Here is a 24,735-nt window from a genome sequence, read left to right as displayed (position 1 = left end):
CCTCGTCACTACACGCAGCCGCCCGCACATCTCAGACATTCTTACCGTTCAGTCCGACAGGCGAGAAGGCGCCCTGCCATTCCGCAGTCCCTGTAACAAGATCGCCGATTGCAGCGATGAACCAGGTCTCCTACCCGCGAATTGTCAGAGTCTGCCCGCAAGCGGAGTTGCAATGGTTTGGATGATTCGCACCTCGCATTCCTACGGTGTACCTGTAGGGAAGCGGACGTCAGGCCGTAGCGCTGCGTAGCAGTTACTGTCGCATCGTGACCGTTCCCGCCACGCATATGGAAACCGACGAGTCGAGTAGTAGCACCCGACGTCACCTCTCCGTCTTCGGCCTCGACTTCGTCGGTCTCGTCGTCGCCCTGTTCTTCTTCGCGTGGAGCCTGAGTCCCTCCCTCATCCCCCGTGAGTGGTATTTCCAGGGACTCATCAGTGGCGTGACGGGCATCGTCGGCTACGGCATCGGTGTGCTCGTCGCGTTTCCCGCGCGACGATGGATCGCGCCGCGCCTCACATGGTGGCGACGGCGCCACACGGTCCGCCGCGTCGCGGAGGTGATGGTCGCTCTCGTCGCGGTAGGGACACTTCTGGGGAGCCTGCTCGCCGCGGCGGAATGGCAGAACGAAGTCCGTGCGCTCATGGGCATCGAGACCACGACGGGCTTCGCGTATCTCCGCACCGGTCTCGTGAGCGTCGCGATCTTCGCCGCGCTCCTCTACATCGCACGCGGATTGCGGTGGGTCGGACGACGCTTCGCGGAGTTCCTCGCGACCCGTCTGCGTGTTCCGGTCGCCGCGGCCGGCGTCCTCGCGCCAGTGATCCTTGTGCTCGCGGTGGTCGTGTTCGTCGACCAGGTTCTGCTCGCGAGCAGTTCAATGGCGGCACGAATCGTGTTCGCCGACGACAACAACAGCACGGACCCCGGCGTGGAGCAGCCTCAGGTTCCCGAACGGTCGGGCAGCCCGGCATCGCCGTCGTCGTGGGAGAGCCTCGGTCGTCAGGGGCGCACGTTCGTCGCCGGTGGGATGGACGCCGAGGAATTGACCGAACTGAACGGCACTCCAGCTCTCGAACCCATACGGGTGTACGCGGGACTCGAAGCCGACGGCACCACCGACGAACAGGTACAGCTGATCCTCGACGAGCTCGACCGCACGAAGGCGTGGGAACGCGAGATCCTCGTGGTCGCCGGCACCACCGGAACCGGGTGGGTGAACCCGTTCGCTGCCGACTCGATCGAGGCGATCTACAACGGCAACTCGGCGATCGCCGCCATCCAGTACTCCTTCCTACCCAGCTGGATCTCCTTCCTCGTCGACAGCTCCGCTGCCAAGGCAGCCGGCAACGCACTGATCAACGGGGTTCACGAACGCTGGTCGCAACTGCCGGAGGACCAGCGCCCGAAGCTCGTGGTCTACGGCGAGAGCCTCGGCTCGCAGTCGGCCGAGGCGGCCTTCGACGACCTCTCCAACATGCGCAGCAAGATCGACGGCGCGCTGTTCGTCGGACCTCCGAACTCGAACCAGCTGTGGCGCAGCATCGTCGACCATCGCGATCCCGGCAGCCCCGAGGTCCTGCCCGTCTACGAAGACGGCGTCGCGGTACGGTTCGCCTCCGACCTGCAGACGCTCGAGGACCAGCAAGGACCGTGGAACGACCCGCGGGTCCTGTATCTGCAGCACGCGTCCGATCCGGTGGTGTGGTGGGGACCGGGACTGCTCTTCGAGCGACCCGACTGGCTCGCCGAACCTCCGGGCACGGATCGCTCACCGTCGATGCGGTGGTACCCCATCGTCACCTTCGCTCAGGTCGCGGCCGACATCATGGTCGGCACGTCGCCACCCGTCGGTCACGGCCACAACTACGAGGACCTCATCCCCTACGGCTGGGCCGCCGTGACGTCCCCAGAGGGGTGGACGCTCACCGACACGCAGCGGATCGCCGAGGCCGTCGAACAGTTGAACACCGCAGACGAGTAGTCGAACACGGCACGCTGCCCGAGGCTCTGCTAGCTTCTCCCCTACGGCTTCGCATTCCGTCTCTTCGCCATGCCTTCCTGCGCCCTGGTACCGACGAAAGCGACCGCCGATGACCACGACCCTCGATACACAGCCCGCACCTCCTGAGCCATCCCCATCGTTCTCGGCTCGGCTGAAGGACGGGATCCTGCGATGGCTGGGCCGGTTCCATCCGGTCGGCCTCGCCGTCGCGCTGCTGTTCTACTGCTGGTCGCTGTCGCCGTCCCTGCTTCCACGCCCCTGGTACCTGCAGGGTGTCGCGACCGGCATCAGCGTCATCACGGGCTACGGCATCGGCGTGCTCGTCGCGTGGATCGTCCGCAAGTGCGGCTTCGAGACGAACTGGTCGGCGACCGTCAAGAAGGTCGGCTGGTACCTGCTCGCAGCGGTCGCCGTCGTGGTGGTGCCGACCTTCCTCGTCCTCGGTTCGTGGTGGCAGGACATCAGCCGAGAACTCGTCGGGATGGAACCCGGCAGCAGCTGGGACTATCCGGGTGTGCTGCTCGTCGCCGTGGTGGTGACGCTGCTCCTGCTCGTCATCGGCCGCGGTCTGCGGCACGTGGCGCAATGGGTCACCGGACTCGTCGTCCGCGTATTGCCGGCTCCCCTGGCGCGCATCGTGAGTGTCGTGCTGGTCGGGCTGATCATGTTCTGGGCGGTGGAAGGTCTGCTGTCGATGGAGATCGCGCGGATCGCCAACGGATCGGCGAGGGCCGTCGACGAGGGCACCGCCGACGGGGTCGAGCAGCCACAGGCGCCGGAGCGATCCGGGTCGGACGCATCTCTCGAACCGTGGGATTCGCTGGGACGTGAAGGGCGCACGTTCGTCGCAGGCGGTCCGTCTCCGGAGGAGATCACCGCGGTGACCGGGGAACCCGCGATGATGCCGATCCGCGTCTACGCCGGTTACCGCTCCCTCGACAGTCTCGACGGCTACACGGACTACGACGAGATGGAGGTGCTCGCCTCGCATGTCGTTGCCGAACTCGACCGCACAGGCGCCTTCGAGCGCGAGTACCTCGCCGTGGCTACGACGACAGGTCGTGGCTGGGTGAACCAGGACGTCGCCGCCGCCCTGGAATACCTCTCGGACGGCAACTCGGCCATCGCAGCCATGCAGTATTCGTTTCTCGCCAGTCCCCTGGCTTTCCTCGCCGACCGGGTCTCGCCCCGCAATGCAGGTCGCGCGTTGTTCGAGGCGGTGTACGCGAGATGGAGTGTCCTCGATCCGGAAACCCGGCCGAAGCTGCTCGTCTTCGGCGAATCACTGGGCTCGTACGGAGGTCAATCGGCCTTCGCCGGCGTGCAGGACATGATCACCCGAACCGACGGCGCGCTTTGGGTGGGCACACCGAATTTCACAGAGCAGTGGCGACGTATCACCGATTCGCGCGATCCGGGAAGTCGCGAAATTCTCCCGGTCATCTACGGCGGGCAGAACGTGCGATTCGCTGCGACACCCGACGACCTCACCGAACTCGACGGCCTGCGCGACTGGGAATCTCCCCGCATCGTGTACTGGCAGCATCCCAGCGATCCGATCGTGTGGTGGTCCTCCCAACTGGTCCGGCACCGCCCGGACTGGCTGCGCGAGGAGCGCGGCGCCGACATCGACAAGGGGATGTCGTGGATTCCGTTCGTGACGTTCTGGCAGGTCACGCTTGACATGGTGTTCGCCGCCGAAGTGCCCGGTGGCCACGGCCACGCCTACACGACCGAGGCCGGGTTCTTCTGGGCGGACATTCTCGGCATCGAGGACGAGGTGCGCGTGAAGGCGGTCTTCGACGCACTGTCGTCGGATGAGTGACGAGGAGAATTCACCCTCCCGCTTAGTCCGGCGAATCGAGTTTTCTCCAGGTTTCTCGCACCACCCCGTGATACAACCTCGATATCGCTTGTGAATCGACACAGGAATGCGAACCGGAGTACGTCGATTCACGGGGATCGATAATTCGTCGACGCGGATCTACCGCGGGAAGGTGTCGCATATGTGCACACGAGTTGTGTGGAACGGCCCGTCCGGTCAAGTGCTCGTGGGACGCAACATGGATTACCACCGCGAAACCGCCACCAATCTGTGGGCGCTCCCCCGGGGTATCACTCGCGACGACGGTGTCGGTGGACAACTCTCGTGGACGTCGAAGTACGGCAGTGTGGTCGCGGGTGCCTACGACATGATGACCGTCGACGGACTCAACGAGGCCGGCCTCGGTGGGCACATCCTGTGGCTCACCGAATCGGACTACGGCACCCACGACAAGAGCCGACCCGCGCTCAGCGTTGCGGTGTGGATGCAGTACTTCCTCGACAACTTCGCGACCGTCGCCGAGGCCGTCGACTGGATCGAGAAGACCGGCGTGCAGGTCGTTCCGCTGGGCGACCCGGCGACCGGTGAGGTACCCGCCGTGCATCTCGCACTCGACGACGCGACCGGCGACTCCGCGATCATCGAATACCTCGACGGCACACCGACGGTCTGGCACAGCCGCGACTACGCCGTCATGACGAACTCCCCCGCCTACGGCGAACAGCTGGAACTGCTGAAGAAGGTGAAGGGATTCGGCGGTGAGGCACCACTCCCCGGCACCGGTAATGCGTCCGACAGGTTCGCTCGCGCAGCGCATTACGTCGGCAGCCTTCCGGAACCGCAGAGCCAAGTGCAGGCGATCGCGGGCGTTCTCAGCGTGATCCGCAATGCCGCGCAGCCGTTCCGCGTACCCGAACCCGGAAAACCGTATGCTTCGCAGACGATCTGGCAGACGGTGGCCGACCTCGCCGAGAAGCGTTACGTGTTCGAATCGACGACGCGCCCCAACATCGTGTGGGTCGACCTGAGCGATCTCGACCTCTCGGAGGGCGTACCGGCGGGCAAGCTCGATCTCCTGGGCGACACGGCACTCGAAGGTGGCCTCGCGGGCAATGTCAGCGGCCGATTCGAGAAGTCGGATCCGCTGACGTTCATCGCGATGCCGTCATAGATCTGCACACGAAAGATCCCCGGATGCCTTCCCTTCGGGGATCTTTCTCCATCCGATGGCCACCGCGAACGCTGGGGCGGCCGAGTCGTCTCAGTAGTCGTCGATCCCCGTCATCGTTCGTGTACCCGCATCCACGGTGTCGTCGACGACCGTTGCATCCACCCGGCCCGGCGCGATTCCGCGACGCTCCAACTCCTCCCACAGCCCGGCCATGGCCGCGACCGGGTCGAGGTAGTACTCCGATTCCCGGACCCGCCAGAACTTCCAGCCGCTGCGGTGCAGTTCACGCTCCCGCTCCAGATCGGCGCTCTGCCGGTCGGGGCTCGTGTGCCACTGCTCGTCGTCGCAGGCGACGGCCAGCTTGCCTGCCGCCCCGGTCACGACGAGATCGATGAAGTGGCCGTTCACCTCGACCCGCGGGTTCACGTGATAGCCGCGAGTGGCAATGTCCAGGAAGACGTCCTGCTGGAAGAGGCTGTCGAATGCCTCGTGCCGCTCGTCACGCGTCACGCCGGCGGGCATCGGCTCGGCCGGGCGCGGGGACGTCGTCCGCATGTGGGTGAGCAGCGAGTACCGCAGGTCGGTGCGGCGCAGCGTGTCGATGGTCCTCGAGTGGAACAGCCACAGCTGGTCCTGGGCACGCGAGGCCGCGACGTTGAAGCGTCGCTGGTATTCGGTCCGGGTCAACGCCGCGATGTTCTGTTCGGGCGCCACGACCATCGACAGGAACACCACGTTCCGTTCGTCGCCCTGGAAGTCCGGGGGCGTGCCGACGCGGAGCCTGCGTTCGTCCCACTGCTCCGGCGTGAGGCGGTCCAGCAGTTCGTTCTGGATGATGTCGACCTGCAACTGCCCCTGCAGCACCACCACACCGAAGGTCTTACCGTCGTAGGCGGGATCCTCGACGCACTTCACGAGTGTGTCGACGAGGGCGTGCGCTTCGGCGTAGTTCGTCAGCGTCGAGTTCTGGCCGGTGACGGCACCGTCCTCGACGAGTGTGGTGCGTAGCGGCTGCAGACGGTCGGAGCCGTACTGCCGCATGGGGACCAGCGGGTCGTCGGCGTAGAACTGGTCGCTCGACCACGCGATGATCTCCGGCATCGACCGGAAGTGCTCGCGCAGCCGGACGATGCTGCCGAACCGCGACCGCAGCAACGAGAACAGGCTCGACCGCGGAGTGAAACTGTCGCGCAGGTAGTTCGGGATGTCGGGCAGATACGAATCGAGGCGGCTGAACACCCCGTCGAGCGCGCCCAGCGACACCGCGCTCGGTGCACACTGCTTGTCGTCGCCGACGACGATCACGCGCGGTGCCAACCACAGCAGGAACAGGCTGCTGATATCGGTCTGGCTCGCTTCGTCGACGATGACGACGTCGAACGAATTCTGTTCGGGCGGAATCGATGCCAGCACCTGCTGCAACGGCATCACCCAGGCCGGCACTGCCCCCTGCGCGACCTGCATGGCCTCGCGCGCCGCCGCCCGATAACGCTCCGCGTAGCGGCCGGTGCCCTTACCGATGCTCGCGATGTGATCTCGGTACGAGTGGAGTGCCTGCACCTGCTCGGCGGTGGTGCGGTCGAGACATGCGCTCCACGCCTTCTCCTCGACGAGCTCGGTCGTGAGTCGCGCGATGTCCTTCTCGAGCGTGTCGAGGTCGCGTTCGAACTGTCCGTCGTCGCTGCGCTCGTGGAAGCGTCGCACCCACTCGTCCGCGCGTCGCCACGCCCACGCTTCCTCGATGTCGGCGAGGCGAACCGGCCAGGCCAGGCTCAACGGATTCTCCGCAAGAGCCTGCGCGAGAGCCGGTGCCGCGGTGGTCAGGCGTGCGTGGAGGGAGACCAGTTCCAGCTCCTCGCGCTGCTCCCCTGCCGCCCGATCCCACGCGTCCAGGGCCGCGTTGATGGCGTCGAAGTCGGCGTCGTGGAAGGCGCGGGCCAGCGCGCGGCCTTCGGGCGACGCTCCCCCGGAGATCTGGCCCCGCACGTACATGCCGATGGATTCGAGCCAGTTCTTGCTCGCTTCCGCCGTGCCCGCTGCGGCGATGGTCCGCGCCGACTCGGCGGTGGACCGCGCCTGTTCGATGCTGGTGATCCGCGGAGCACCCGGATGAACTTCGCGCAGTGCGGATTCGACGTCGTGCACCCGGGCCACGAGATTGTCGACGATGGCGCGATCCCGGTCGAGGAATGCGAGCGTACCGACGGCGCGGCTGCGCGCCTCGTCGAGTTCGATGTCGATTCCGAGGTCGCGGAGGACCACCCGCGCGACCCGGATCGCCTCGAGCGCACGCAGATGTTCGGCGACGATGCGCGCCGTCTGGGCGGTGGTGGCGGCGACGCCGTCGACGGTCGCGATCTCCCCGAGCGCTTCGACGGCGGATTGCTCGTCGCTGCGCCGGAACCGGCTGAATCCGCTGCGCCACGTGTCGCCCGCCTCGAGCTTGCGCGCGAGCGCGTCGTACGCCTCGAAGGCCTGGCGTCCCGTCACCGAGATGTCCACCGAGCTGGCACCGACGATCCGGTCGGCCTCCTGAGCGGCCTGCACGAGCCGGGCGAGCTCGGCGGTCTTCCCCCACAGGTGCTGGGCCCGGCCCGAGAGGACGTCGTCGGCGACGCGCTGGATCCGCGCGTCGAGCCGATCCGCGTCCTCCAGGGCACCCTGTAGCTGCTCGCACAGATCGCGGATACCGCCGAGCGCTTCGAGCGACGCATCCTCGAGGATCCGCAGCAGCCCCTGCGTCTCACCGTTGGTCGTGCCGCTCGACGCCTGCGAGACGGCGGCGCACGCGTACTGCAGTTCCCTCTGGGTGGGCAGCGACAGTTCGGGGAAGCGCTGCTGGCGACGGCGCGCGCGCTCGACGCTCGACCGCTGGTGCAGCGAGTGGAGGGTGACGAGCTCGTCGACCGTCAGCGGTGGGGTGTCGGTGAGCAGAGGCGCGGGCAACCACGCGTACTTGGCCTCGTTCGCGCGGACCCGCCGGACGATGGACGCGGCCGTCCCCTCGTAGCCGGCGGCGACGTCGGCGTGGACCTCGGTCTCCTCCGCGCGCGCCTGCCGGATCTGTTCCATCAGCGTCGCGCGACGGTCGAGGGCGTCGTTGCGTTGCGCGGTGAGCTCGTCGATGCGTTCCTGCGCGCGCCGAACGTTGAATTGCGCCTTGCGGATGGCGATTTCGCTGACACTGCGGGTGAGTTCCACGGTGCCGCCGTGCACCGGGTCGGTCACGGCCACGCACAGTTCCTGCAGCTCGGACGGGAGCTTCTCCCGGAGCACGCGCAGCGCCTGCGCCTTCTCACTGGTGACGAGCACCCGCTGCCCACGCGCGAGCAGCGCCGCGACAATGTTCGCGATGGTGTGGGTCTTGCCCGTGCCCGGAGGCCCCTCGACCACGACACCGCTGTCGCCGGCGAGCCGGTCGATGATGTCGCGCTGTTCCTCGTTCGCGGGCAGCGGCAGCAGCTGCTCGCCGGTGAACTCGGTGGACGGCGTGCCGATGCGGTCGAGCCATGCGACCCGGTCGGCCGGTTCGATCGCTTCGACGAGCTGTGCCAGTCCGAGCGGCACCGGGTTCGACTCGTCGGCGGCCGCCTCGGTCATGCGGCGGTAGTACTCGATGAGCGCATGGGCGCCACGCTTGCGCAGCACGAGCACCGGCGACGGCGTCACGAACGCATCCGACGACGACGCTTCGTCCGCACGATCGACGACGTCGACCGGCACGGTGAGCGCACGCTCGGCCCAGCCCTTCAGGAACGCGCGGGCCGCGGGGTCGAGGGGCGACGCGACCTGGGTGACGAGGGCATCGTGCAGTTCGCGGACACTCGTCGGGTCGAAGACCTCCAGGCCGGTGAGGAGCTGAACGTCCTCGAGCGACGGCCCGGCGCTGGGACTCAGCCGGACCACCAGGTCGCCGGAGTCGCCCTGTCGCTCGATGAGCGCGGCTTGGGTGATCAGGTGCGTGTGGACCCGCGCGCCCGCCACACCCTCGGAGAGGTGCAGCAGACCCGACGCGACGACGAGCTCCAGCGATTCGGGCTGGTCCTCGAGGTCGAGCATCGCTCGCTGCAGGAAGGAATACAGATGCGAGGCCGCCTGACGCTCGCGGTCGACGACCGCCCACGTCCGCCAGTCCGTCAGCCAGGCGTCGAGACCGTCGATGCCAAGGGCCTGGGGGTCGAGTTCGGGCTCGACGGCGGAATCCGCGATGTCCCCGTGCACGTACTTCGCGAGCTCAGCGGGCGGGCGCGGGGGCTCTTCGAGCTGAGCGCGACGCGCGCGCAGGACGATGTCGCCCGACGCGGCGTGGGCACGCAGGCCGGCCCTGATGTTTCCCTCCTCGAGGGACATCACGGCGCGGTGTTTGTCGACGACGCGGACGGGCGCACTGCGGGCCTTGACGAGCTCGGCCAGGAAGGCAAGCAGGCGCTGCACGCGATCCCTCAATTCGGGTTCGCTCTCGCCTGACTCCACTCGCACTCCACTCACCCCTGCGGACGTCCTTCCGCCCGTCGACGGATACGGGCATGTCCACCTTAGAAGTACCGATCGACATGCCCGTTTCCGGTCCCACGTGACGCTCGTGACACTTCGACGCGCCGTCGCCGCCGATGCGCTGAGCTGCATCGACGGCGACGGTGCTGTATGGAGGTGTCAGGGGATGGTGACCGTGCGCGATGTCGTCACGCCGTGATTGGTCGCGCCGAGCTCCCGTGCCGTCTGCCGCGGCGGCACCCGATCGAGCGCCCACCGCTCGACCAACAGCGTGATCTTGGTCAGCATCTCGGTGCGCAAGCGCTGGAACGAATCCTCCGGCTCGGTCCCCACCCACCCGAGGAGCACCCACCACGCCCACGCGACCGCGCCGGCGTTGGCGACGAAATCCGGGATCACCGGGATGCCGCGTCCGGTGAGCACAGCTTCGGCGTCGGGCGTCGTCGCGGAGTTCGCGGCCTCGATGACCACCCGTCCGGCGACCCGGCCGACGTTCTCCGCCGTGATGGCGTAGGAGATGGCGGCGGGGACGAAGATGTCGGCGGGAATGCCGATCACCGCGTCGCGCGGCAGTTGTTCGACATCCGACGGGACGCGGGACCGGTCGATCTCCCCGTACTCGTCGCGAAGGTCGAGCAGCGCCGGGATATCCAGTCCGTCAGCGCAATACAGAGTTCCGGCGGCATCGGCGACGGCGGTCACGCGCATGCCCGCTTCGTGCAGGTACCAGGCGGCACCGCCTCCCATCGTGCCGATTCCCTGGATCGCGACGGTGGTCTCGGCCGGCGCCCGGCGGTATGCGTTCGCGGTGGCGATGCAGGCCTGCGCGACGCCGTAACCACCGATCACGTCGCCCAGCAGGAAACCGCCGTCGACCGGCGCATTCAGGGAGGTGCGCACCCGGTCCAGGGTGATCGCCGGGTCCGCCGCACGGCTGATCGCGGCGTGGAAGGACTGATGCAATCCCAGCCGCTCGAAGACCTCGTCGAGGAGATGCTGGGGAACGCCCAGGTCCTCGGCGGTGACCCAGTGCGCGTTCAACCAGGGACGCATCGCCTGGCAGAAGCGCTGCAGCACGTCGACGGCACGGGGATCCTTCGGGTCGAAGTCGATCCCGCCCTTCGCGCCGCCCACCGGCAGGTCGAACACCGCGGTCTTCGCGGCCATGCCGCGCGCCAGGTCCTCGACCTCCGACATCGTGCACCCGGCCCGCATGCGGGTGCCGCCGGTCGCCAGATCGCCCACCAGGGTGTGGACGACGAGATAGCCGTGCGCACCTGTCACCGGGTCCGTCCAGGTGAGACGCATGAAAGGTTCGTCCCTGCGGGTGTCCACCGCGTCGACGCGTGCTGCCATGGTGGTCATATGCGGTCCCCCGTTCGTCAGAGCCGTCGTTACGTCGATTCGGCCGGTGACGCCAGCGTGCCCGGGGGTAGCGCGGGGCGTCCAGTTACGAAACTCGAAGGTGAGAGTTCACGATTTCTACACAACGCGAGCTCACAGCGGTTGCAGGTCTGGAGGCGCGCCCTACGCTGACGGCATGGAGTTGTCCCTGCGCCGGTTACGGATGCTTCGAGAACTGCATCGTCGAGGTACCGTCACGGCCGCCGCGCTCGCCCTGCACTACACCACCTCGGCGGTCTCGCAACAGCTCACCCAGCTCGAACGGGACGTCGGTGCAAAGCTTTTCGAGCGTCGGGGGCGTCGAGTCCAGTTGACGGAGGCGGGCGTGCTGCTCGCCGAACATGCCGAGGAGATCCTGCAGTCGGTGGAGCGGGCGACGACCGCGCTCGAACAGACCCGCGACGGGGTCAGCGCGCGCCTGATCGCCGGTGTGTGGGCCTCCGTCGCATCCACTCTGATCCCCAGCGCGCTGGCGTTGTTGGCCGCCGAGCACCCCGGCATCGAGGTCCGCACGAGAGAGCTCGCCCCCGAGGAGACCGCCGGGGCCGTACGCGACGGCTCCCTGGACTTCTCGTTCGTCATCGAATATTCCGGTTACCCGATGCTGTGGGATCCGGAGTTGACCAAGGTGGTGATCGCGGTCGAGCGATTACACGCCGCGGTGCCGCCCGGGACGGTGTCGGCGGGCACCATCGCGCTCGCCGACCTCGCCGAGCATCCGTGGGTGCTGGCCGGTCCGAAGTCGCACTTCGGTCGCGCGGTGAGCCTCGCGTGTCAGCGTGCGGGGTTCGAGCCGAGGATCAATCACGAGGTCGGTGAGCAGGCGACAGCGCTGTCGATGGTCGCCGCGGGGCTGGGCGTCACTCTCGTCTCGGATCTCGGGCTGACGTTGAGCCCACCCGGAGTCGAGGTGGTGGCGTTGACCGAACCACTCTTCCGCACGATCTCCATCGCCCACCGTGGGATCGCGTCGGAACGGCCCCCGCTGCGCCTCGTGATCGACGCGGTGCGCACCGCCGCAGCGGAACGGGGACTCGCGGCGCAGTAGCCGCCAGCCCCCGTCTGTCGCTGCCTACTGCGCGAGCTGCTTACGCAGCACGTACTTCAGGATTCCGCCGTGCTGGAAGTACTCGGCCTCGGCCGGGGTGTCGATGCGCACCGTCGCGTCGAACTCCGTATCTCCCGCCTTCACGTGCACGGTCTCGGGGATCTCGGCGCTGTCCGCCAGTCCGGTGATGGTGAACTCCTCCTCCCCGGTCAGGCCGAGGCTCTGCGCCGACTCACCCTCCGGGAACTGCAGCGGCAGCACGCCCATGCCGATGAGGTTGGAGCGGTGGATGCGCTCGTACGACTGCGCGATCACCGCGCGCACGCCCAGCAGCAGCGTGCCCTTGGCTGCCCAGTCACGCGACGAACCCGATCCGTACTCCGCGCCCGCGAGCACGACCAGCGGGGTGCCGTCCTCCGCGTACTTCTGCGCGGCGTCGTAGATGCTCATCTGCTCGTCGGTCGGCAGGTAGCGGGTGACGCCGCCTTCGACGTCCGGCACCAGCTGGTTGCGCAGCCGGATGTTGGCGAAGGTGCCGCGGATCATCACCTCGTGGTTGCCACGCCGCGACCCGTAGGAGTTGAAGTCGGCCTGCTCGACGCCGTGCTCCTGCAGATAGCGACCGGCAGGGCTGTCGCGTCGAATCGCACCGGCCGGCGAAATGTGGTCGGTGGTCACCGAGTCACCGAGCAGCGCGAGTACCCGCGCGCCCTCGATGTCGCTCAGCGGTTCGGGCTCCGACGACATGTCCTCGAAGTAGGGAGGACGCCGCACGTACGTCGACTCGTCCTTCCACTCGAACACCTCACTGTCGGGCACGTCGAGATTTCGCCACGTCTCGTCGCCGGTGTAGACGTCCTGGTAGCCGGTCTCGAACATCTCCGCGCGCACCGCGTCGTCGATGACCTCCTGGATCTCCTGCGTCGTGGGCCAGATGTCGCGCAGGTAGACGTCGTTGCCCTCGCTGTCGGTGCCGAGCGGGTCGTTGAAGAGGTCGACGAGCATCGACCCGGCCAACGCGTAGGCGATCACCAGCGGCGGCGACGCGAGGAAGTTCATCTTCGTCTGCGGATGGATACGTCCCTCGAAATTGCGGTTGCCGGACAGAACGGCTGAGACGTTGATGTCGTGCTCGTCGATCGCGGCCGCGATCTCGTCGGGAAGCGGACCGGAGTTGCCGATGCAGGTCGTGCAGCCGTAACCGACGAGGTTGAAGCCGAGCTTGTCGAGATACGGCGTCAGACCCGAGCGCTCGTAGTAGTCGGTGACGATCCGCGACCCCGGAGCCAGCGACGTCTTCACCCACGGCTTGCTCCGCAGCCCCTTCTCCACGGCCTTCTTGGCGAGCAGCGCCGCACCGATCATCACCGAGGGGTTCGACGTGTTAGTGCACGACGTGATCGCCGCGATCACCACGTGCCCGTTGTCGAGTTCGAACTCGTCGCCGTCCCCGACACGCACCGGGACCTTCTTCGACGGCGGCGCCGAGGTGTCGGCCTCGTCGGGCACCGGATCGCGCGGCTCGTCGCGGGAGTCCTCGCTGCGCACCGACACCGGGTCGCTGGCGGGGAACGATTCGAGCACGCCTTCGTCGACACCCGAGTCCTGGACGCGGGAGACGACGTCGGGCACCTCCTCACCGTTGAGCAGCGAGGTCACAGCCTTCGGCGCGAGGGCGACGGGGATGCGGTCCTGCGGTCGCTTCGGGCCGGCGACGGACGGCCGGACCTTCGACAGATCCAGTTCGACGACCTCGCTGTAGTCGGGTTCGCGATCGGGGTCGTGCCACAGGCCCTGTTCCTTCGCATACGCCTCGACGAGGCGGATCTGCTGGTCGTCGCGACCGGTGAGGCGCAGGTAGTCGAGGGTGGCGTCGTCGATCGGGAAGATCGAGATCGTCGAGCCGTATTCGGGGCTCATGTTGCCGATGGTCGCGCGGTTGGCGAGCGGCACATTGGCGACGCCGGGGCCGAAGAACTCGACGAACTTGCCGACCACGCCCGTCTTGCGGAGCATCTCGGCGACGGTGAGCACGAGGTCGGTCGCCGTGGTGCCCTCCTGCAGTTCACCGGTGAGCTTGAAGCCGACGACCTGCGGGATCAGCATCGACGCCGGCTGTCCCAGCATCGCCGCCTCGGCTTCGATGCCGCCGACACCCCAGCCGACGACGCCGAGGCCGTTGATCATGGGGGTGTGCGAGTCGGTGCCGACGAGCGAGTCGGGATAGGCGACGAGCCCGCCGTCTTCGTCCTCCCGCGTGAAGACGACGCGGGCCAGGTACTCGAGGTTCACCTGGTGGCAGATGCCGGTGCCGGGCGGGACCACCTTGAAGTCGTCGAAGGCACCCTGCGCCCAGCGCAGCAGCTCGTAGCGCTCGCGGTTGCGCTGGAACTCGAGGTCGGTGTTGATCCGGAAGGCATCCTCGGTGCCGAAGACGTCGGCGATCACCGAATGGTCGATGACCAATTCGGTGGGGATCAGGGGGTTGATGCGCTTCGGGTCGCCGCCCTGCTGGGTCATGGCGTCGCGCATCGCGACGAGGTCCACGACGCACGGCACGCCGGTGAAGTCCTGCATGAGGACGCGTGCCGGGGAGAACTGGATCTCCGGGTTGTGCGTCGACTTCGGATCCCAACCCGCGACGGCCTCGATCTGCTCCCGGGTGACGAGCCGCCCGTCCTCGGTGCGCAGCAGGTTCTCCAGCAGCACCTTGAGGCTGTAGGGCAGTCGCTCCGAGCCCGGGACCTTGTCGATGCGATAGATCCGATAGTCGGTGTCGTCGACCTTCAGGGTGTCGCGTGCGCCGAAACTGTCGTCACTCATGAACGTGCCTCCCGACTGCGATGTTTCCGGTGGTTACCCGAATGGGTAGCCCGTTCCGCCGCGCGGCAATCACGGGGAGGGTTCAGGTGGTCGTGCGGGCGATCTCGTCAGTGATGAGAGCGATGCCGTCGGGTGGTTCCGTGACACCGACCAGCACGGCTTGTGTGACGCCGTTGCTGAGCGCGACGAGGCGCGTGGCTACTTCGGCTGCTTTCTCGGGTGGCATACCCAGTTCTTCGAGGAGTCGTCGGGCCTCCTCTCTGGTTCCCCGTGTCGACTCTTCCAGGAAGGCGCGGATCCAGGGATCGCTCGCGGACTTGGCGAGGTAGGCGTACCAGACAGAAACTCCGAGGCGTCCGGCTTCGTCCGTCGGGACGGGTTGAGCAAGAAGGGCGACGAGTGCTGCCCGCGGATCGGATTCTGCTCGTTCGTAGCGCTTTTCGGCTTCGGCGACCATGTATTCGGCGCCCGTGCGGATCAGGTGTTCCTTGGAATCGAAGTAATGCTGGATCCGGCCGATCGACACTCCCCCGGCGGCCGCCACCGCCTGGAAAGTCACGCCGTCGATCCCTCGCTCGTGGATGACCGCCCACAGCGCGTACACGATCTCCCGACGGCGTTGCGCATGGTCGACGACTCTCGGCATGATGACACGATACAATATGAACATATTGCAACGTCGACAATCGGGGGTCCCGATGACCCAGCACATTCGATCGAGGAGAGTTCTTCGGCGCGCCGGTCTCGTAGTGGTCGCGGTACTCGCAGTCGTTGGCCTGGTCGCCGCCTACCAGTTCCTCTTCGGCGCGCCGGGCGTCGGCCACTTCCGCAGCGCCGACGGTCGGGACAGTTACGTCGCCACCTATGAGCGAGCGATGTCCACGCTGCCGACACCTTCCGAGGTTCACGACGTCCCCACCCGGTTCGGCACGGTCCGCGTCTACGAATGGACGTCGCCGCAGACGGCCGACTCCGTTCCCGTCGTCCTCGTTCCGGGCCGGGCGTCTGGCGTGCCGATGTGGGGCGAGAATCTCCCGGGCTTTCTTCCCGAGCACCGCGTTCTCGCGTTCGATGCGCTCGGTGACGCAGGCCTGTCCGTCCAGGCCGCACCGTTGACCTCCACCGACGACCAGGCGCTGTGGATCGACGACACGCTCTCAGGTCTCGGAGTGGAGACCGCTCATGTCGTCGGACATTCCTTCGGCGGGGCGAGCGCAGCGTCCTACGCGAAACAGTTCCCTGAGAAGGTCCGTTCACTGACCCTGCTCGAGCCTGTGTTCACCTTCGGCTATCCCCCAGCGCGAATGTTGTTCTGGGCGTCGGTATCGACGCTGCCGGGCCTCCCGAACAGTTGGCGGGACACCGCACTCGCGAGGGTCGGAGGTGTCGACGACTACGACTCCGACGACCCCATGGCCACAATGATCTCGGAGGCCTCACAGCACTTCTCCGCCGCACTACCGACCCCGTCACCGTTGAGCGACGCCGAGCTCCGCGCATTGAGCATGCCCACCTATATCGCTATCGCAGAGCGCGATTCGCTCGCCGGCGGCGAGAAGGCAGCAGCTCGGGCACAGCAACTCGCCGATGCTGCGGTTCTGGTCTTCCCCGACACGACCCACTCGCTCCCCATGCAGGCGAAGGATCGACTGAACTCGGAACTGCCTGAGTTCTGGCGCCGGGTCGAGCAGGACTGACGCGGTAGCGGAGCGCGAAATGGTCATCGGCGCGCGTTGTTGCGCGCACCGATGACCATTTCGCGCTCTCGGGTGGGGGCTTTGTGTAACGCGTGTGGCGGCAGGTGCGACACCCATACGGTCATTCCACACAGAACGGACATTGCATTGAACCTGCCCGCCGGCTCGCGGCCGCCTCATCCCCGGCCTGCCCCGAGTCGACGAGGACGGATCTCAGTGCGCAGTCCCCTGGGTGGGGAAACGCGAACTGGTGGAGGAGTCGACGACCCGCGGCCATAAGCCGCCACGCCAAACACCCTCCCACCCCGTCCGCATACGGACTGCAGCCCACATCCAGGGCGGGGTGCGCTCGACCGACAGCATTCACACAAGGATTGGATTCAATGAAGAAGTTCATCGGAACGCTCGCTGCTGCGGCAACTCTCGCTACGGGCACTGTCGTACTCACTGCACCTGCAGCTCAGGCAGCGACGATTTCCGGCAGCGCGGTCGAGTACGTGTTCTGCAGCGCTAACCAGCACAACAACGAAGTCACCTACTACGACCGATACGGCATGGTCGAGAAGATCGTCAGCTTGCCCGACTTCGACGGGAAGGTCTACTGCGGGGCGATCGAGGTCGGCATCGAGTCCGATTCGTATGTCTGGTCCTCGATTGCCAACGATCACTCGCACTACGTATACGCGGCGATCTACTCGGTGTCCTACCCGCTCTTCTCGGGAAGCACCGGCGCCCCGCCCAACCGGACTCTAATTGCGCGGGAGGAAAGTCGCGATCGCTCTGGCGGCTTCAACTACGCCATCGCATCGTAGCGAACAGACGATTCCATCGAATGCCCTCGGCTCCTTGGAGCTGAGGGCATTCGAGTATGACGATCCGCCCAGTCGCTACAACCCGACAGCGACGCCCTGAGCCGTTGTGTTAACGTCTGCCCGACAATCGATCGGGGGGTCGCATGGGCAGATGGGGTACAGTCGCGCTCGCTGCAGCGGCGGTAGCGGCGACGGCGTGCAGTCCGAGCGTCGCGGACGATACCGCAGGCGACGAGACAACGACATCGACGACCCGAACCCCGCGCATCACCGACGACTCCGGCCGACCGCCCGTCTCCTTCGACCCCTGCTACGACATCCCCGACGAGATCATGAACGCGGCGGGGTATGACGCGGCGAAGAAAGAGCTCGCGGACATGCCGATGGGGACGTACACCTTCCTCGGATGCACCTACCACGACGACAACGAAATTGCTGGCATCAGCCTTGGATACAGCCTCAACATCCTCGCCGGCAACGTGACACTCGACGAAGAACTCGAGAATAGCGCTCACATCGCCACGCCACTTTTCATCAACGGCCGGCGCACCCTTCTCGAAGTCGACCCAGGCCGGCGCAACACCTGTAAGTACGTCGTAGAAACCCGGTTCGGTCTGATCATGCTCACGCGGATCTACCACCCGGATTATCCGGGATCCGCTCCGATCGAGGAGTGGTGCACGGGCTTGGAGGAGCTCACGACGTCGATCGAGCCCTTCATCCCCACATGACCGTCATCTATCCGAAAGCCCTTCGATGAACGACTTCGCTAGGCTCGACCCACACGTCGTCGACGAGATTGTCCGCATCTGCGTGGTGATGCTTCGAGAATTCAAGGATGCCGAGGCAACAGCGGCGAAACTCCTAGATGTCCGTGGATTCGGCGATTTCGTGTCCGCCCAACAACTCGCGGCCGGTTATAGACGTAAAGCCGCCGGCAGCCCTGAATCTGCCGTCGAACGCATTCAGCAGTTCACCGACGCACTCCTGCAACTCCGCGACGCCTTCGCAACCGGCGGAGAAGCCTTCCTCGACACCGAATCCGACTGGGCCCGTCAACTCGCCATCGCCGACCCCGACAGCGGAGCGGGAAACGGTCATCAGAGCGCGCAATAACGCGCGCCTCTGACCACTTCGCGCGCTCGATCGGTTGTGTCGGCGTCCGGCCGGCATTCGATCGGGGTCGAATGGGCAAGGGGAACAACCGATGCGACTTCCATCCACTCGCCCGTTGGCTATTCGGAACGGTGCAGACAGTATCTGCGATTGCGGTCATAATCAATCCGATCCTGTGAATCAGGCCACCCTGCAGATACCTATGGGCGCGCGGAGCGGGAATGGTCATCGGAGCGCGCTACAACGCGCTCTTGTGACTAGTTCGCGCTCCGGAGTGCTGGGCCGAGCCGTTGTGTTAGCGTCTGCCGACAAATCGATCGGGGGGTCGCATGGGTAGGTGGGGAACAGTCGCGCTCGCAGCACTGGCGGTAGTGGCGACGGCGTGCAGTCCGGGTTCGACGGAGCCGGCCACGAGCGACGAGGCTTCCACGTCGGGCACCCGGACCCCGCGCATCACCGACGACTCCGGCAGACCCCCCGTCACCTTCGACCCCTGCTACGACATCCCCGACGACGTCATGCACGCGGCCGGGTACGACGCGGGGAAGAAAGAGCTCGCGGACATGCCGATGGGGACGTACACCTTTCTGGGGTGTCTTTACAAGAAGGACGACTACATCCCTGGTGTCAGGCGTGGATTCGGGCTCAACGTCCTGGCGGGGAATGTCACCCTCGAAGAGGAAGCTAAGAAGAACGGGCACATTTCCGAACCGACATCGATCAATGGCCGGGGTGCACTGCTACGAGTCGACCCGTCGGCGTCACTCGCCTGCACGTATGTCCTGGAAACAAACTTCGGAATCGTCATCTTCGACAGGCTCTACCACTCGGACTCCGTAATTCGTCCGCCCATCGAGGTGTGGTGTGACGGGTTCGAGGAACTCGTCGCGTCGATCGAACCCTTTCTCAACTGATCCACGAGGAGCGCTATGCCATCCGGTTTCACCCGACTCGAGCCGCATGTCGTGAACGAGATCCTCAGGATATGCAAGGTCATGCTTGATGAATTCGACGAGTCACAGGAGACAGCGCGTAGGCTGCTCAACGTCGAGGGCTTCGGGGACTTCGCGTCAGCGCAACAGCTCGCGGCCGGTTACAAGCGCAAAGCCTCAGGCACACCGGAATCCGCAGTCGAACGCATCGAACAGTTCACCCGGGCACTCACCCAACTCCGCGACGCCTTCGCAACCGGCGGAGAAGTATTCCTCGACACCGAATCCGATTGGGCCCGCCAACTCGCCGCCACCGACCCCGACAGCGGAGCGGGAAATGATCATCGGAGCGCGCAATAACACACACCGATGACCATTTCGCGCGTTCGAGTAGTTGCGTTGTTGTCGGCCGACAATCGATCGGGACCGAATAGGCAAGGGGAACAGCTGATTCGACTTCCATCCGCTCGCAGGTTCGTCATTCGCTACAGTTACGACAGGCGCAAATGGCAATTTCGCGAGCGGATGCAGTGAGAAGATGCCCCAGCGCCATCACCGACCCCGGCAGCGAAGCGGGAAATGGTCATCAGAGCGCGCAATAACGCGCACCGATGACCATTTCGCGCGCTCGAGCAGTTGTGTTGGCATCCGGCCGACAACCGATCGGGGTCGAACAGGCAAGGGGAACAACTGATACGACTTCCATCCGCTCGTCGGTTGGCCATTCGCTACGGTTGCGGCGCGTGCAATCGGCAAATCCGCGAGCGGATGCAGTGAGGAAGCACCCCTGCGCCGCCACCGACCCCCAACAGCGAAGCGCGAAATGGTCACCAGCGCGCGCAATAACGAGCACCGATGACCATTCCGCGCTCCTACGACTGCACAGAACCGAGTACTAGCCCTGCGGGCGGCGGTGACCCCAGTAGTGAGCGGAACCGTAGCGGGTGGGGAGCCAGTTCTCGTCGTCGATGAGAATACCGCCGACGCCGTACTCGATGCCGAACCCGAAGGGCTGCGGACGTAGAACGAGATCATCTTGTCGTTCGTGTGCTTGCCGAGGGTGGAGAGGATCGGGATGTCGCTGTCCTCCACCTTGTCCCACTGGCGGCCCAGCAGATCGAGGTCGTCGATCTCGAACATCAGGTGCCCGATGCCCTTGTTCCGGTGCGGCGCATGGGCATACGCGAACGAATGGTGGCGCGGGTTGCAGTGCAGGAAGGTGCCCACCGAGCCCGGCATGTCGATGTGGTCGCTGAGCCGGAAACCGAGGATGTCCCGGAACAGGCGGTCGTAGACCTTCGCATCGCCGTGCAGCGCCTGGAAGGCGTGCCCGAAACCGATGTCGCTCGCGACGAAGTTCGCGCCCGTGGGCGAGACGAACTTGTCGAGGGCGTTGCGCAGACCCCAGAACAACTCGTGGTCGATGACGTCCTCGGGGTCGCGGAAGCGGACGAGATCCATGACCTGCCGCTCCTCGATCACGGAGGAGTCGACCGACTCGACGTGGTAGCCGGCGTCGACGAGGCGCTTCGACAGTTCCTCGAGAGCTTCCGGTCCGCCGACGTCCCAGCCGAGCGCGGTGACACCCGGGTCGTCGGAACGCCGCACGTCGAGGCGGTAGGCGTACTCGTCCATCCGCATCAGCATCCGGTCGTCGTCGCGGTAGGCGACCTGCAGGCCGAGGAGTTCGGAACCGAAGGAAACCCACTCGTCGAGGTCCTTCGCGCGGACGACCGCGTATCCCAGTGCCCTGACTCGAGCGTTCATCATTTCTCCTTGGTCGATGGGGTGCGCGCGGCGAGAGCCTCGGCGGTGCCGGCGGCGACGGATCGCAGATCGTCGATCCAGCGCAGCACCTGGTCACCGGACGCGGCGCGCGGAAGCCGGGACAGTCGCAGTGCGATGCGGGTGCGTCCCTCAGGGTCGGGGACGGGGACGACGACCGAGTGCAGGTCGTACGTGCCGTCGGGGTCGATGTCGGGTTCGTACAGCGACGCGGTGCCGGAGATCATCTGCTTCATCCGGCGGTCGTGCTCGGGCAGGACGTCGCATCCCGAGTAGTCGTTCATCACGGACACGCGAGCGAGCTCGGTTTCGGGCATGAGCGACATCGAGTAGCCGCGGTCACGGACCTTCTCGAGGTTCGAGACGAAAGCTGCTGTGTCGTCGTTCCTTCCGGCACGGCCGAGCCACTGCTGCACTTCGTCGTCGGAGGCCTGGCTGTGGAAGACGGTGCCGAGCGGCGGGATCAGAGGAATCCGCTGTCCGATCTCGACGGCATCGGGATCACCGGAATGGTTCTCGGTCATCACGAAGACCGCTTCGTCGCCGACGCGTGCGAGCACACCGCAGTCCGCGCCGACGCCCGCGGCGAGCGCTTCGAGTCCGCCGCGGGCCGCCTCGGCCATGCGCACGCCCCGGATGAGTTCCGGGTCGGCGGGTGCGACGGAGGTCGGCAGGGAGAACCTTCCGTATCCGCCCTGGAAGAACAGCAGCGGCAGCGTCGGGCGGGCCACGTCGAGGTCCTGCACACGGCCCATGACGATGAAGTGATCGCCACCTTCGAGTTCGTCGGCGACCTCGCAGTCGATCCAGGTGACGGCTCCGTCGAGGATGGGGGATCCCGACGGCGCCGGCGTCCACTCGACACCCGCGAACTTGTCGTCGCCGCGGGCGGCGAACCGCCCGCAGAGTTCACGCTGGTCGGCGGCGAGCACGTTGACGCAGAAGTGGCTGCTCGTGCGGAGCCGCGCGTAGGTGCGCGACTCGCGGGTGGGCAGGTACGCCACGATCGGTGGGTCCAGCGACACCGAGGTGAACGAACCGACCACCATGCCCACGGGCTGCCCGTCGGCGTCGATCGCGGTGATGACCGCGACGCCGGTCGGATAGTGCCCGAGGGTCTGGCGGAAGCGCGCGGGGTCGATCGTGCCGTGGATCTGCATGACCTCTCCCCTACGCGGTCGCCGGGTTGCGGATGAGGGTGTAGACCTCGGCGCGCAGGTCGGCGAACTCCGGCAGTGCCTTCGTCGACAGCTGGTCGCGCGGCTGCGGCAGGTCGATCGGGAGCATCGCGGTGACGCGCGCGGGACGACCGGACAGTGCGAGCACGGTGTCGGCGAGGTAGACGGCCTCGTCGATGTCGTGGGTGACCAGCATGACCGTCAGTCCGAGATGGTCGCGGACACGCAGCACGAGGTCCTCGAGGTCGGCGCGGGTCTGCGCGTCGACGGAGGCGAACGGCTCGTCCATGATGATCGCGCGCGGGTTCGACGCGAGGGCGCGGGCGATGGCGACGCGCTGCTGCATGCCGCCGGACAGCTGCCACGGGTACGCCTGGGCGACGTCGCTCAGGCCGACCTCGACGAGCGCCTGCCGTGCCTGCTTGAGGCGTTCGGCCTTCTTGACGCCGGCCGAGCGCAGCGGCAGGGCGACGTTGTCGATGACCGACAGCCACGGCATCAGCGACCGGCTGTAGTCCTGGAAGACGATCGCGAGGCCTTCCGGGGGTTCGGTGACGCGCTTGCCCTCGAAGAGGATGTCGCCTTCGCTGGGGCGGATGAGTCCGGTCAGGCACTGCAGCAGGGTGCTCTTGCCGACGCCGGACGGGCCGACGATGCACACGAATTCACCCTTGCCGACGGTGAAGTCGAGGCCTTCGAAGATCTGCGGTCCGCCGTAGCTGTGTCCGAGACCGCGTACTTCGAGCACCGTACCCGTGCGGGTCTCGGGCTTGGTCGCTTCGGTAGTGGTCATCATTTGCCTCCACGGTTGTGCGCGGTCATGCCCGCATGCCAGGCCAGCACGCGACGCTCGACGAGCGCGAAGAGCTTGTTGAGCAGGTAGCCGAGGATCCCCAGCGCGATGATGCCCGCCCACATCGAGGTGATCTTGAATCCACGTTGTGCGTCGAGGATGTAGTAGCCGATGCCGCCGGGGGTACCGACCATCTCGGCGACGACCATCGCGACGATGGAGATCGCCAGCGCGGTGCGTGCACCCGCGAAGATCTGCGGCGACGCGGCGGGCAGGATCACGAAGCGGATCCGGTCCGCGAGCGTGATGCGGTAGCTGGCGGTGACCTGGTGCAGGACGGGTTCGACGGAGCGGACACCGTCGATGGTGTTGAGCAGGATCGGCCAGGTCGCGACGAGGGCGATGATGGCGATCTTCATCGAGTCACCGAGGCCGAGCAGCAGGATCATCACGGGAAGGATCGCGACGCCCGGTGTGGCACGGAGGAATTCGACGATGGGTCGCACCGCGTTGTCGACGCGGGTCATGACGCCGAGCGCCAGTCCGAGGCCGACACCGGCGACGCAGGCGAGTGCGAAGCCGACGAACAGTCGCTGGAGACTCGGCCAGATCTCGGTGCGGATGCCCTCGAAGAACCACACGTCGGCGAACTTGTCGAGGATCTCCGACAGCGGCGGGAAGTAGGGGTCGGTGCTGGTGGCACTGAAGATTGCCCACAGTGCGATGAGCAGGACGGGGAGCCACAGCTCCCATGCGAGGCGGCGTACGACGGTCACGGCTTGTTCACCCTTTCGGACGGGTGCCACCACAGCACGCGGCTCTGCGCGAGAACGAGAAGACGGTTCAGGCAGATACCGAGTACACCGGCGGTGAACACGTAGACGAACATCCGCTGGGTGTCGTCGACGGTCAGGGCTTGGTAGAGGCGCTGGCCGATGCCGTCCGCACCACCGAGGAACTCGGCGGAGATCGTGATCAGGAGGCTGATGGTCGCGGCGATACGCAGACCCGTCATGAGGAACGGCATCGACGACGGGAGGTAGATGTCCCGGATGCGGCTCGCCGGCGACAGGCGGAACGCCCGGGCCACCTGCTTCATCTGCGACGACAGCTGCTGTGCTGCGTAAGTCGACTGGACGAGGATCGGCCAGACGGCGCTGAACATCACCAGGACGACGGCCATGGTGCGGGTGCCGCCGAACAGCAGCAGCACCAGCGGCAGGATCGCGACACCGGGGATCGTGCGTCCGAAGTCGACGACGAACGAGGTGCTCTGCTCGACCTTGCGGTAGGTGCCGTTGACCAAACCGAGCGGAACACCGATCAGCACGGAGAGCCCGAAGCCGATCAGGGCGGTCAGCAGGGTGTTGCCGACGGCGTCCCAGTACTGGCCGGTGACGACGAGGTCGGCGCCGGTCTCGATCAGCTGGAGTGGCGTCGGGATGCCCGAGGCCTTGCCCGGTCCGGTGACGAACACGTGCCAGGCGACGACGACGATCGCGAGGGCGACGAGCTTGCCGGCAGCGGAGGTGAGCCGCGCGGACATCGTCTTGCGCTTGCGTGCTGCGGCACGTCCGATCGAACCGGCGGGGCGCGGTGGGGTCACCTCCCGAGCTGCCCCGGGCGCATTCGCGGTGGCGGTGGGGCTCAT

Annotated in this window: 19 protein-coding genes and 1 pseudogene; 10 read left to right on the top strand and 10 right to left on the bottom strand. The window is 66.4% G+C overall.

All coding sequences use genetic code 11. The features are described 5' to 3' along the window. Positions 1 to 266: 266 nt before the first annotated feature. The 3 genes from ACPCXD_RS20765 to ACPCXD_RS20755 all read left to right on the top strand — a co-directional run bounded on the left by ACPCXD_RS20765 (position 267) and on the right by ACPCXD_RS20755 (position 5,002). Positions 267 to 1,985, top strand: coding sequence for an alpha/beta hydrolase (locus ACPCXD_RS20765; protein ID WP_423661083.1), 1,719 nt, complete (start codon positions 267 to 269; stop codon positions 1,983 to 1,985). Between the two features lie 109 nt (positions 1,986 to 2,094). Then, positions 2,095 to 3,831, top strand: a complete 1,737-nt coding sequence (locus tag ACPCXD_RS20760) for an alpha/beta hydrolase (protein WP_006554795.1) — start codon at positions 2,095 to 2,097, stop codon at positions 3,829 to 3,831. A 181-nt stretch (positions 3,832 to 4,012) separates the two neighbouring features. Beyond that, positions 4,013 to 5,002 carry a linear amide C-N hydrolase gene (locus ACPCXD_RS20755; RefSeq protein WP_039958818.1) on the top strand — a complete coding sequence of 330 codons (990 nt, stop codon included), beginning with the start codon at positions 4,013 to 4,015 and terminating at the stop codon, positions 5,000 to 5,002. Between the two features lie 90 nt (positions 5,003 to 5,092). On the opposite strand, the gene ACPCXD_RS20750 is transcribed toward ACPCXD_RS20755, so the two are convergent. Both ACPCXD_RS20750 and ACPCXD_RS20745 read right to left on the bottom strand, forming a co-directional pair. Further along, entirely contained in the window at positions 5,093 to 9,436 is a 4,344-nt protein-coding gene (locus ACPCXD_RS20750; protein ID WP_423661082.1) for a PDDEXK-like endonuclease domain-containing protein, read from the bottom strand. Between the two features lie 219 nt (positions 9,437 to 9,655). Beyond that, positions 9,656 to 10,861, bottom strand: a complete 1,206-nt coding sequence (locus tag ACPCXD_RS20745) for a glutamate dehydrogenase (RefSeq protein WP_229567676.1) — start codon at positions 10,859 to 10,861, stop codon at positions 9,656 to 9,658. 175 nt (positions 10,862 to 11,036) lie between these two features. On the opposite strand from ACPCXD_RS20745, the gene ACPCXD_RS20740 reads away from it, so the two are divergent. Beyond that, positions 11,037 to 11,948, top strand: a complete 912-nt coding sequence (locus tag ACPCXD_RS20740) for a LysR family transcriptional regulator (RefSeq protein ID WP_423661081.1) — start codon at positions 11,037 to 11,039, stop codon at positions 11,946 to 11,948. Between the two features lie 24 nt (positions 11,949 to 11,972). Here the strand turns inward: ACPCXD_RS20740 and ACPCXD_RS20735 are convergent, their stop codons facing one another. Together ACPCXD_RS20735 and ACPCXD_RS20730 are read right to left on the bottom strand one after the other, a co-directional pair. Then, positions 11,973 to 14,771 carry an aconitate hydratase gene (locus ACPCXD_RS20735; protein ID WP_423661080.1) on the bottom strand — a complete coding sequence of 933 codons (2,799 nt, stop codon included), beginning with the start codon at positions 14,769 to 14,771 and terminating at the stop codon, positions 11,973 to 11,975. An 82-nt stretch (positions 14,772 to 14,853) separates the two neighbouring features. Next, a complete protein-coding gene (locus ACPCXD_RS20730) occupies positions 14,854 to 15,483 on the bottom strand; it encodes a TetR/AcrR family transcriptional regulator (protein WP_423661079.1) in 630 nt (209 codons plus the stop codon). Between ACPCXD_RS20730 and ACPCXD_RS20725 the strand changes: the two genes are divergently transcribed. From ACPCXD_RS20725 to ACPCXD_RS20700, 6 genes are all read left to right on the top strand, one after another. Beyond that, positions 15,470 to 16,468, top strand: a complete 999-nt coding sequence (locus tag ACPCXD_RS20725; protein ID WP_423661078.1) for an alpha/beta fold hydrolase — start codon at positions 15,470 to 15,472, stop codon at positions 16,466 to 16,468. The two genes, ACPCXD_RS20730 and ACPCXD_RS20725, sit on opposite strands and share 14 nt — an antisense overlap. A gap of 383 nt (positions 16,469 to 16,851) precedes the next feature. Next, positions 16,852 to 17,280, top strand: coding sequence for a hypothetical protein (locus ACPCXD_RS20720; protein ID WP_229567666.1), 429 nt, complete (start codon positions 16,852 to 16,854; stop codon positions 17,278 to 17,280). Positions 17,281 to 17,423: 143 nt separating this feature from the next. Then, complete coding sequence (locus ACPCXD_RS20715) at positions 17,424 to 18,011, top strand: DUF3558 domain-containing protein (protein WP_229567665.1); 588 nt, start codon at positions 17,424 to 17,426, stop codon at positions 18,009 to 18,011. A 25-nt stretch (positions 18,012 to 18,036) separates the two neighbouring features. Further along, a complete protein-coding gene (locus tag ACPCXD_RS20710; RefSeq protein WP_071934629.1) occupies positions 18,037 to 18,396 on the top strand; it encodes a hypothetical protein in 360 nt (119 codons plus the stop codon). A 329-nt stretch (positions 18,397 to 18,725) separates the two neighbouring features. Then, positions 18,726 to 19,310: a DUF3558 domain-containing protein gene (locus tag ACPCXD_RS20705; protein ID WP_423661077.1), complete on the top strand. Its 585-nt coding sequence runs from the start codon at positions 18,726 to 18,728 to the stop codon at positions 19,308 to 19,310. A gap of 15 nt (positions 19,311 to 19,325) precedes the next feature. Continuing rightward, the gene (locus tag ACPCXD_RS20700) at positions 19,326 to 19,688 is read left to right on the top strand and encodes a hypothetical protein (protein ID WP_423661076.1); all 363 of its coding nucleotides are present in this window, start codon (positions 19,326 to 19,328) and stop codon (positions 19,686 to 19,688) included. A gap of 192 nt (positions 19,689 to 19,880) precedes the next feature. On the opposite strand, the gene ACPCXD_RS20695 is transcribed toward ACPCXD_RS20700, so the two are convergent. From ACPCXD_RS20695 to ACPCXD_RS20670, 6 genes and pseudogenes are all read right to left on the bottom strand, one after another. Then, positions 19,881 to 20,936, bottom strand: a complete 1,056-nt coding sequence (locus tag ACPCXD_RS20695; protein WP_423661087.1) for a VOC family protein — start codon at positions 20,934 to 20,936, stop codon at positions 19,881 to 19,883. A 54-nt stretch (positions 20,937 to 20,990) separates the two neighbouring features. Then, positions 20,991 to 21,095: pseudogene (locus ACPCXD_RS20690) on the bottom strand (VOC family protein); the annotation flags it as partial. After that, positions 21,095 to 22,273 (bottom strand): flavin reductase, encoded by a 1,179-nt coding sequence (locus tag ACPCXD_RS20685; protein WP_229567658.1) that lies wholly within the window; start codon positions 22,271 to 22,273, stop codon positions 21,095 to 21,097. The gene ACPCXD_RS20685 and the pseudogene ACPCXD_RS20690, both read right to left, overlap by 1 nt. 10 nt (positions 22,274 to 22,283) lie before the next feature. Continuing rightward, the gene (locus ACPCXD_RS20680; RefSeq protein ID WP_016694258.1) at positions 22,284 to 23,084 is read right to left on the bottom strand and encodes an ABC transporter ATP-binding protein; all 801 of its coding nucleotides are present in this window, start codon (positions 23,082 to 23,084) and stop codon (positions 22,284 to 22,286) included. Beyond that, positions 23,084 to 23,860: an ABC transporter permease gene (locus tag ACPCXD_RS20675; protein WP_088896756.1), complete on the bottom strand. Its 777-nt coding sequence runs from the start codon at positions 23,858 to 23,860 to the stop codon at positions 23,084 to 23,086. The genes ACPCXD_RS20680 and ACPCXD_RS20675 overlap by 1 nt, the downstream gene beginning before the upstream one ends. Further along, the gene (locus ACPCXD_RS20670; RefSeq protein ID WP_229567655.1) at positions 23,857 to 24,735 is read right to left on the bottom strand and encodes an ABC transporter permease; all 879 of its coding nucleotides are present in this window, start codon (positions 24,733 to 24,735) and stop codon (positions 23,857 to 23,859) included. The genes ACPCXD_RS20675 and ACPCXD_RS20670 overlap by 4 nt, the downstream gene beginning before the upstream one ends.

It is taken from the genome of Rhodococcus sp. AB351, from assembly GCF_049538275.1.
Lineage (GTDB): Bacteria > Actinomycetota > Actinomycetes > Mycobacteriales > Mycobacteriaceae > Rhodococcus.
Note: the sequence above shows the minus strand (reverse complement) of the source record. Positions and strands in the feature narration are given on the sequence as shown.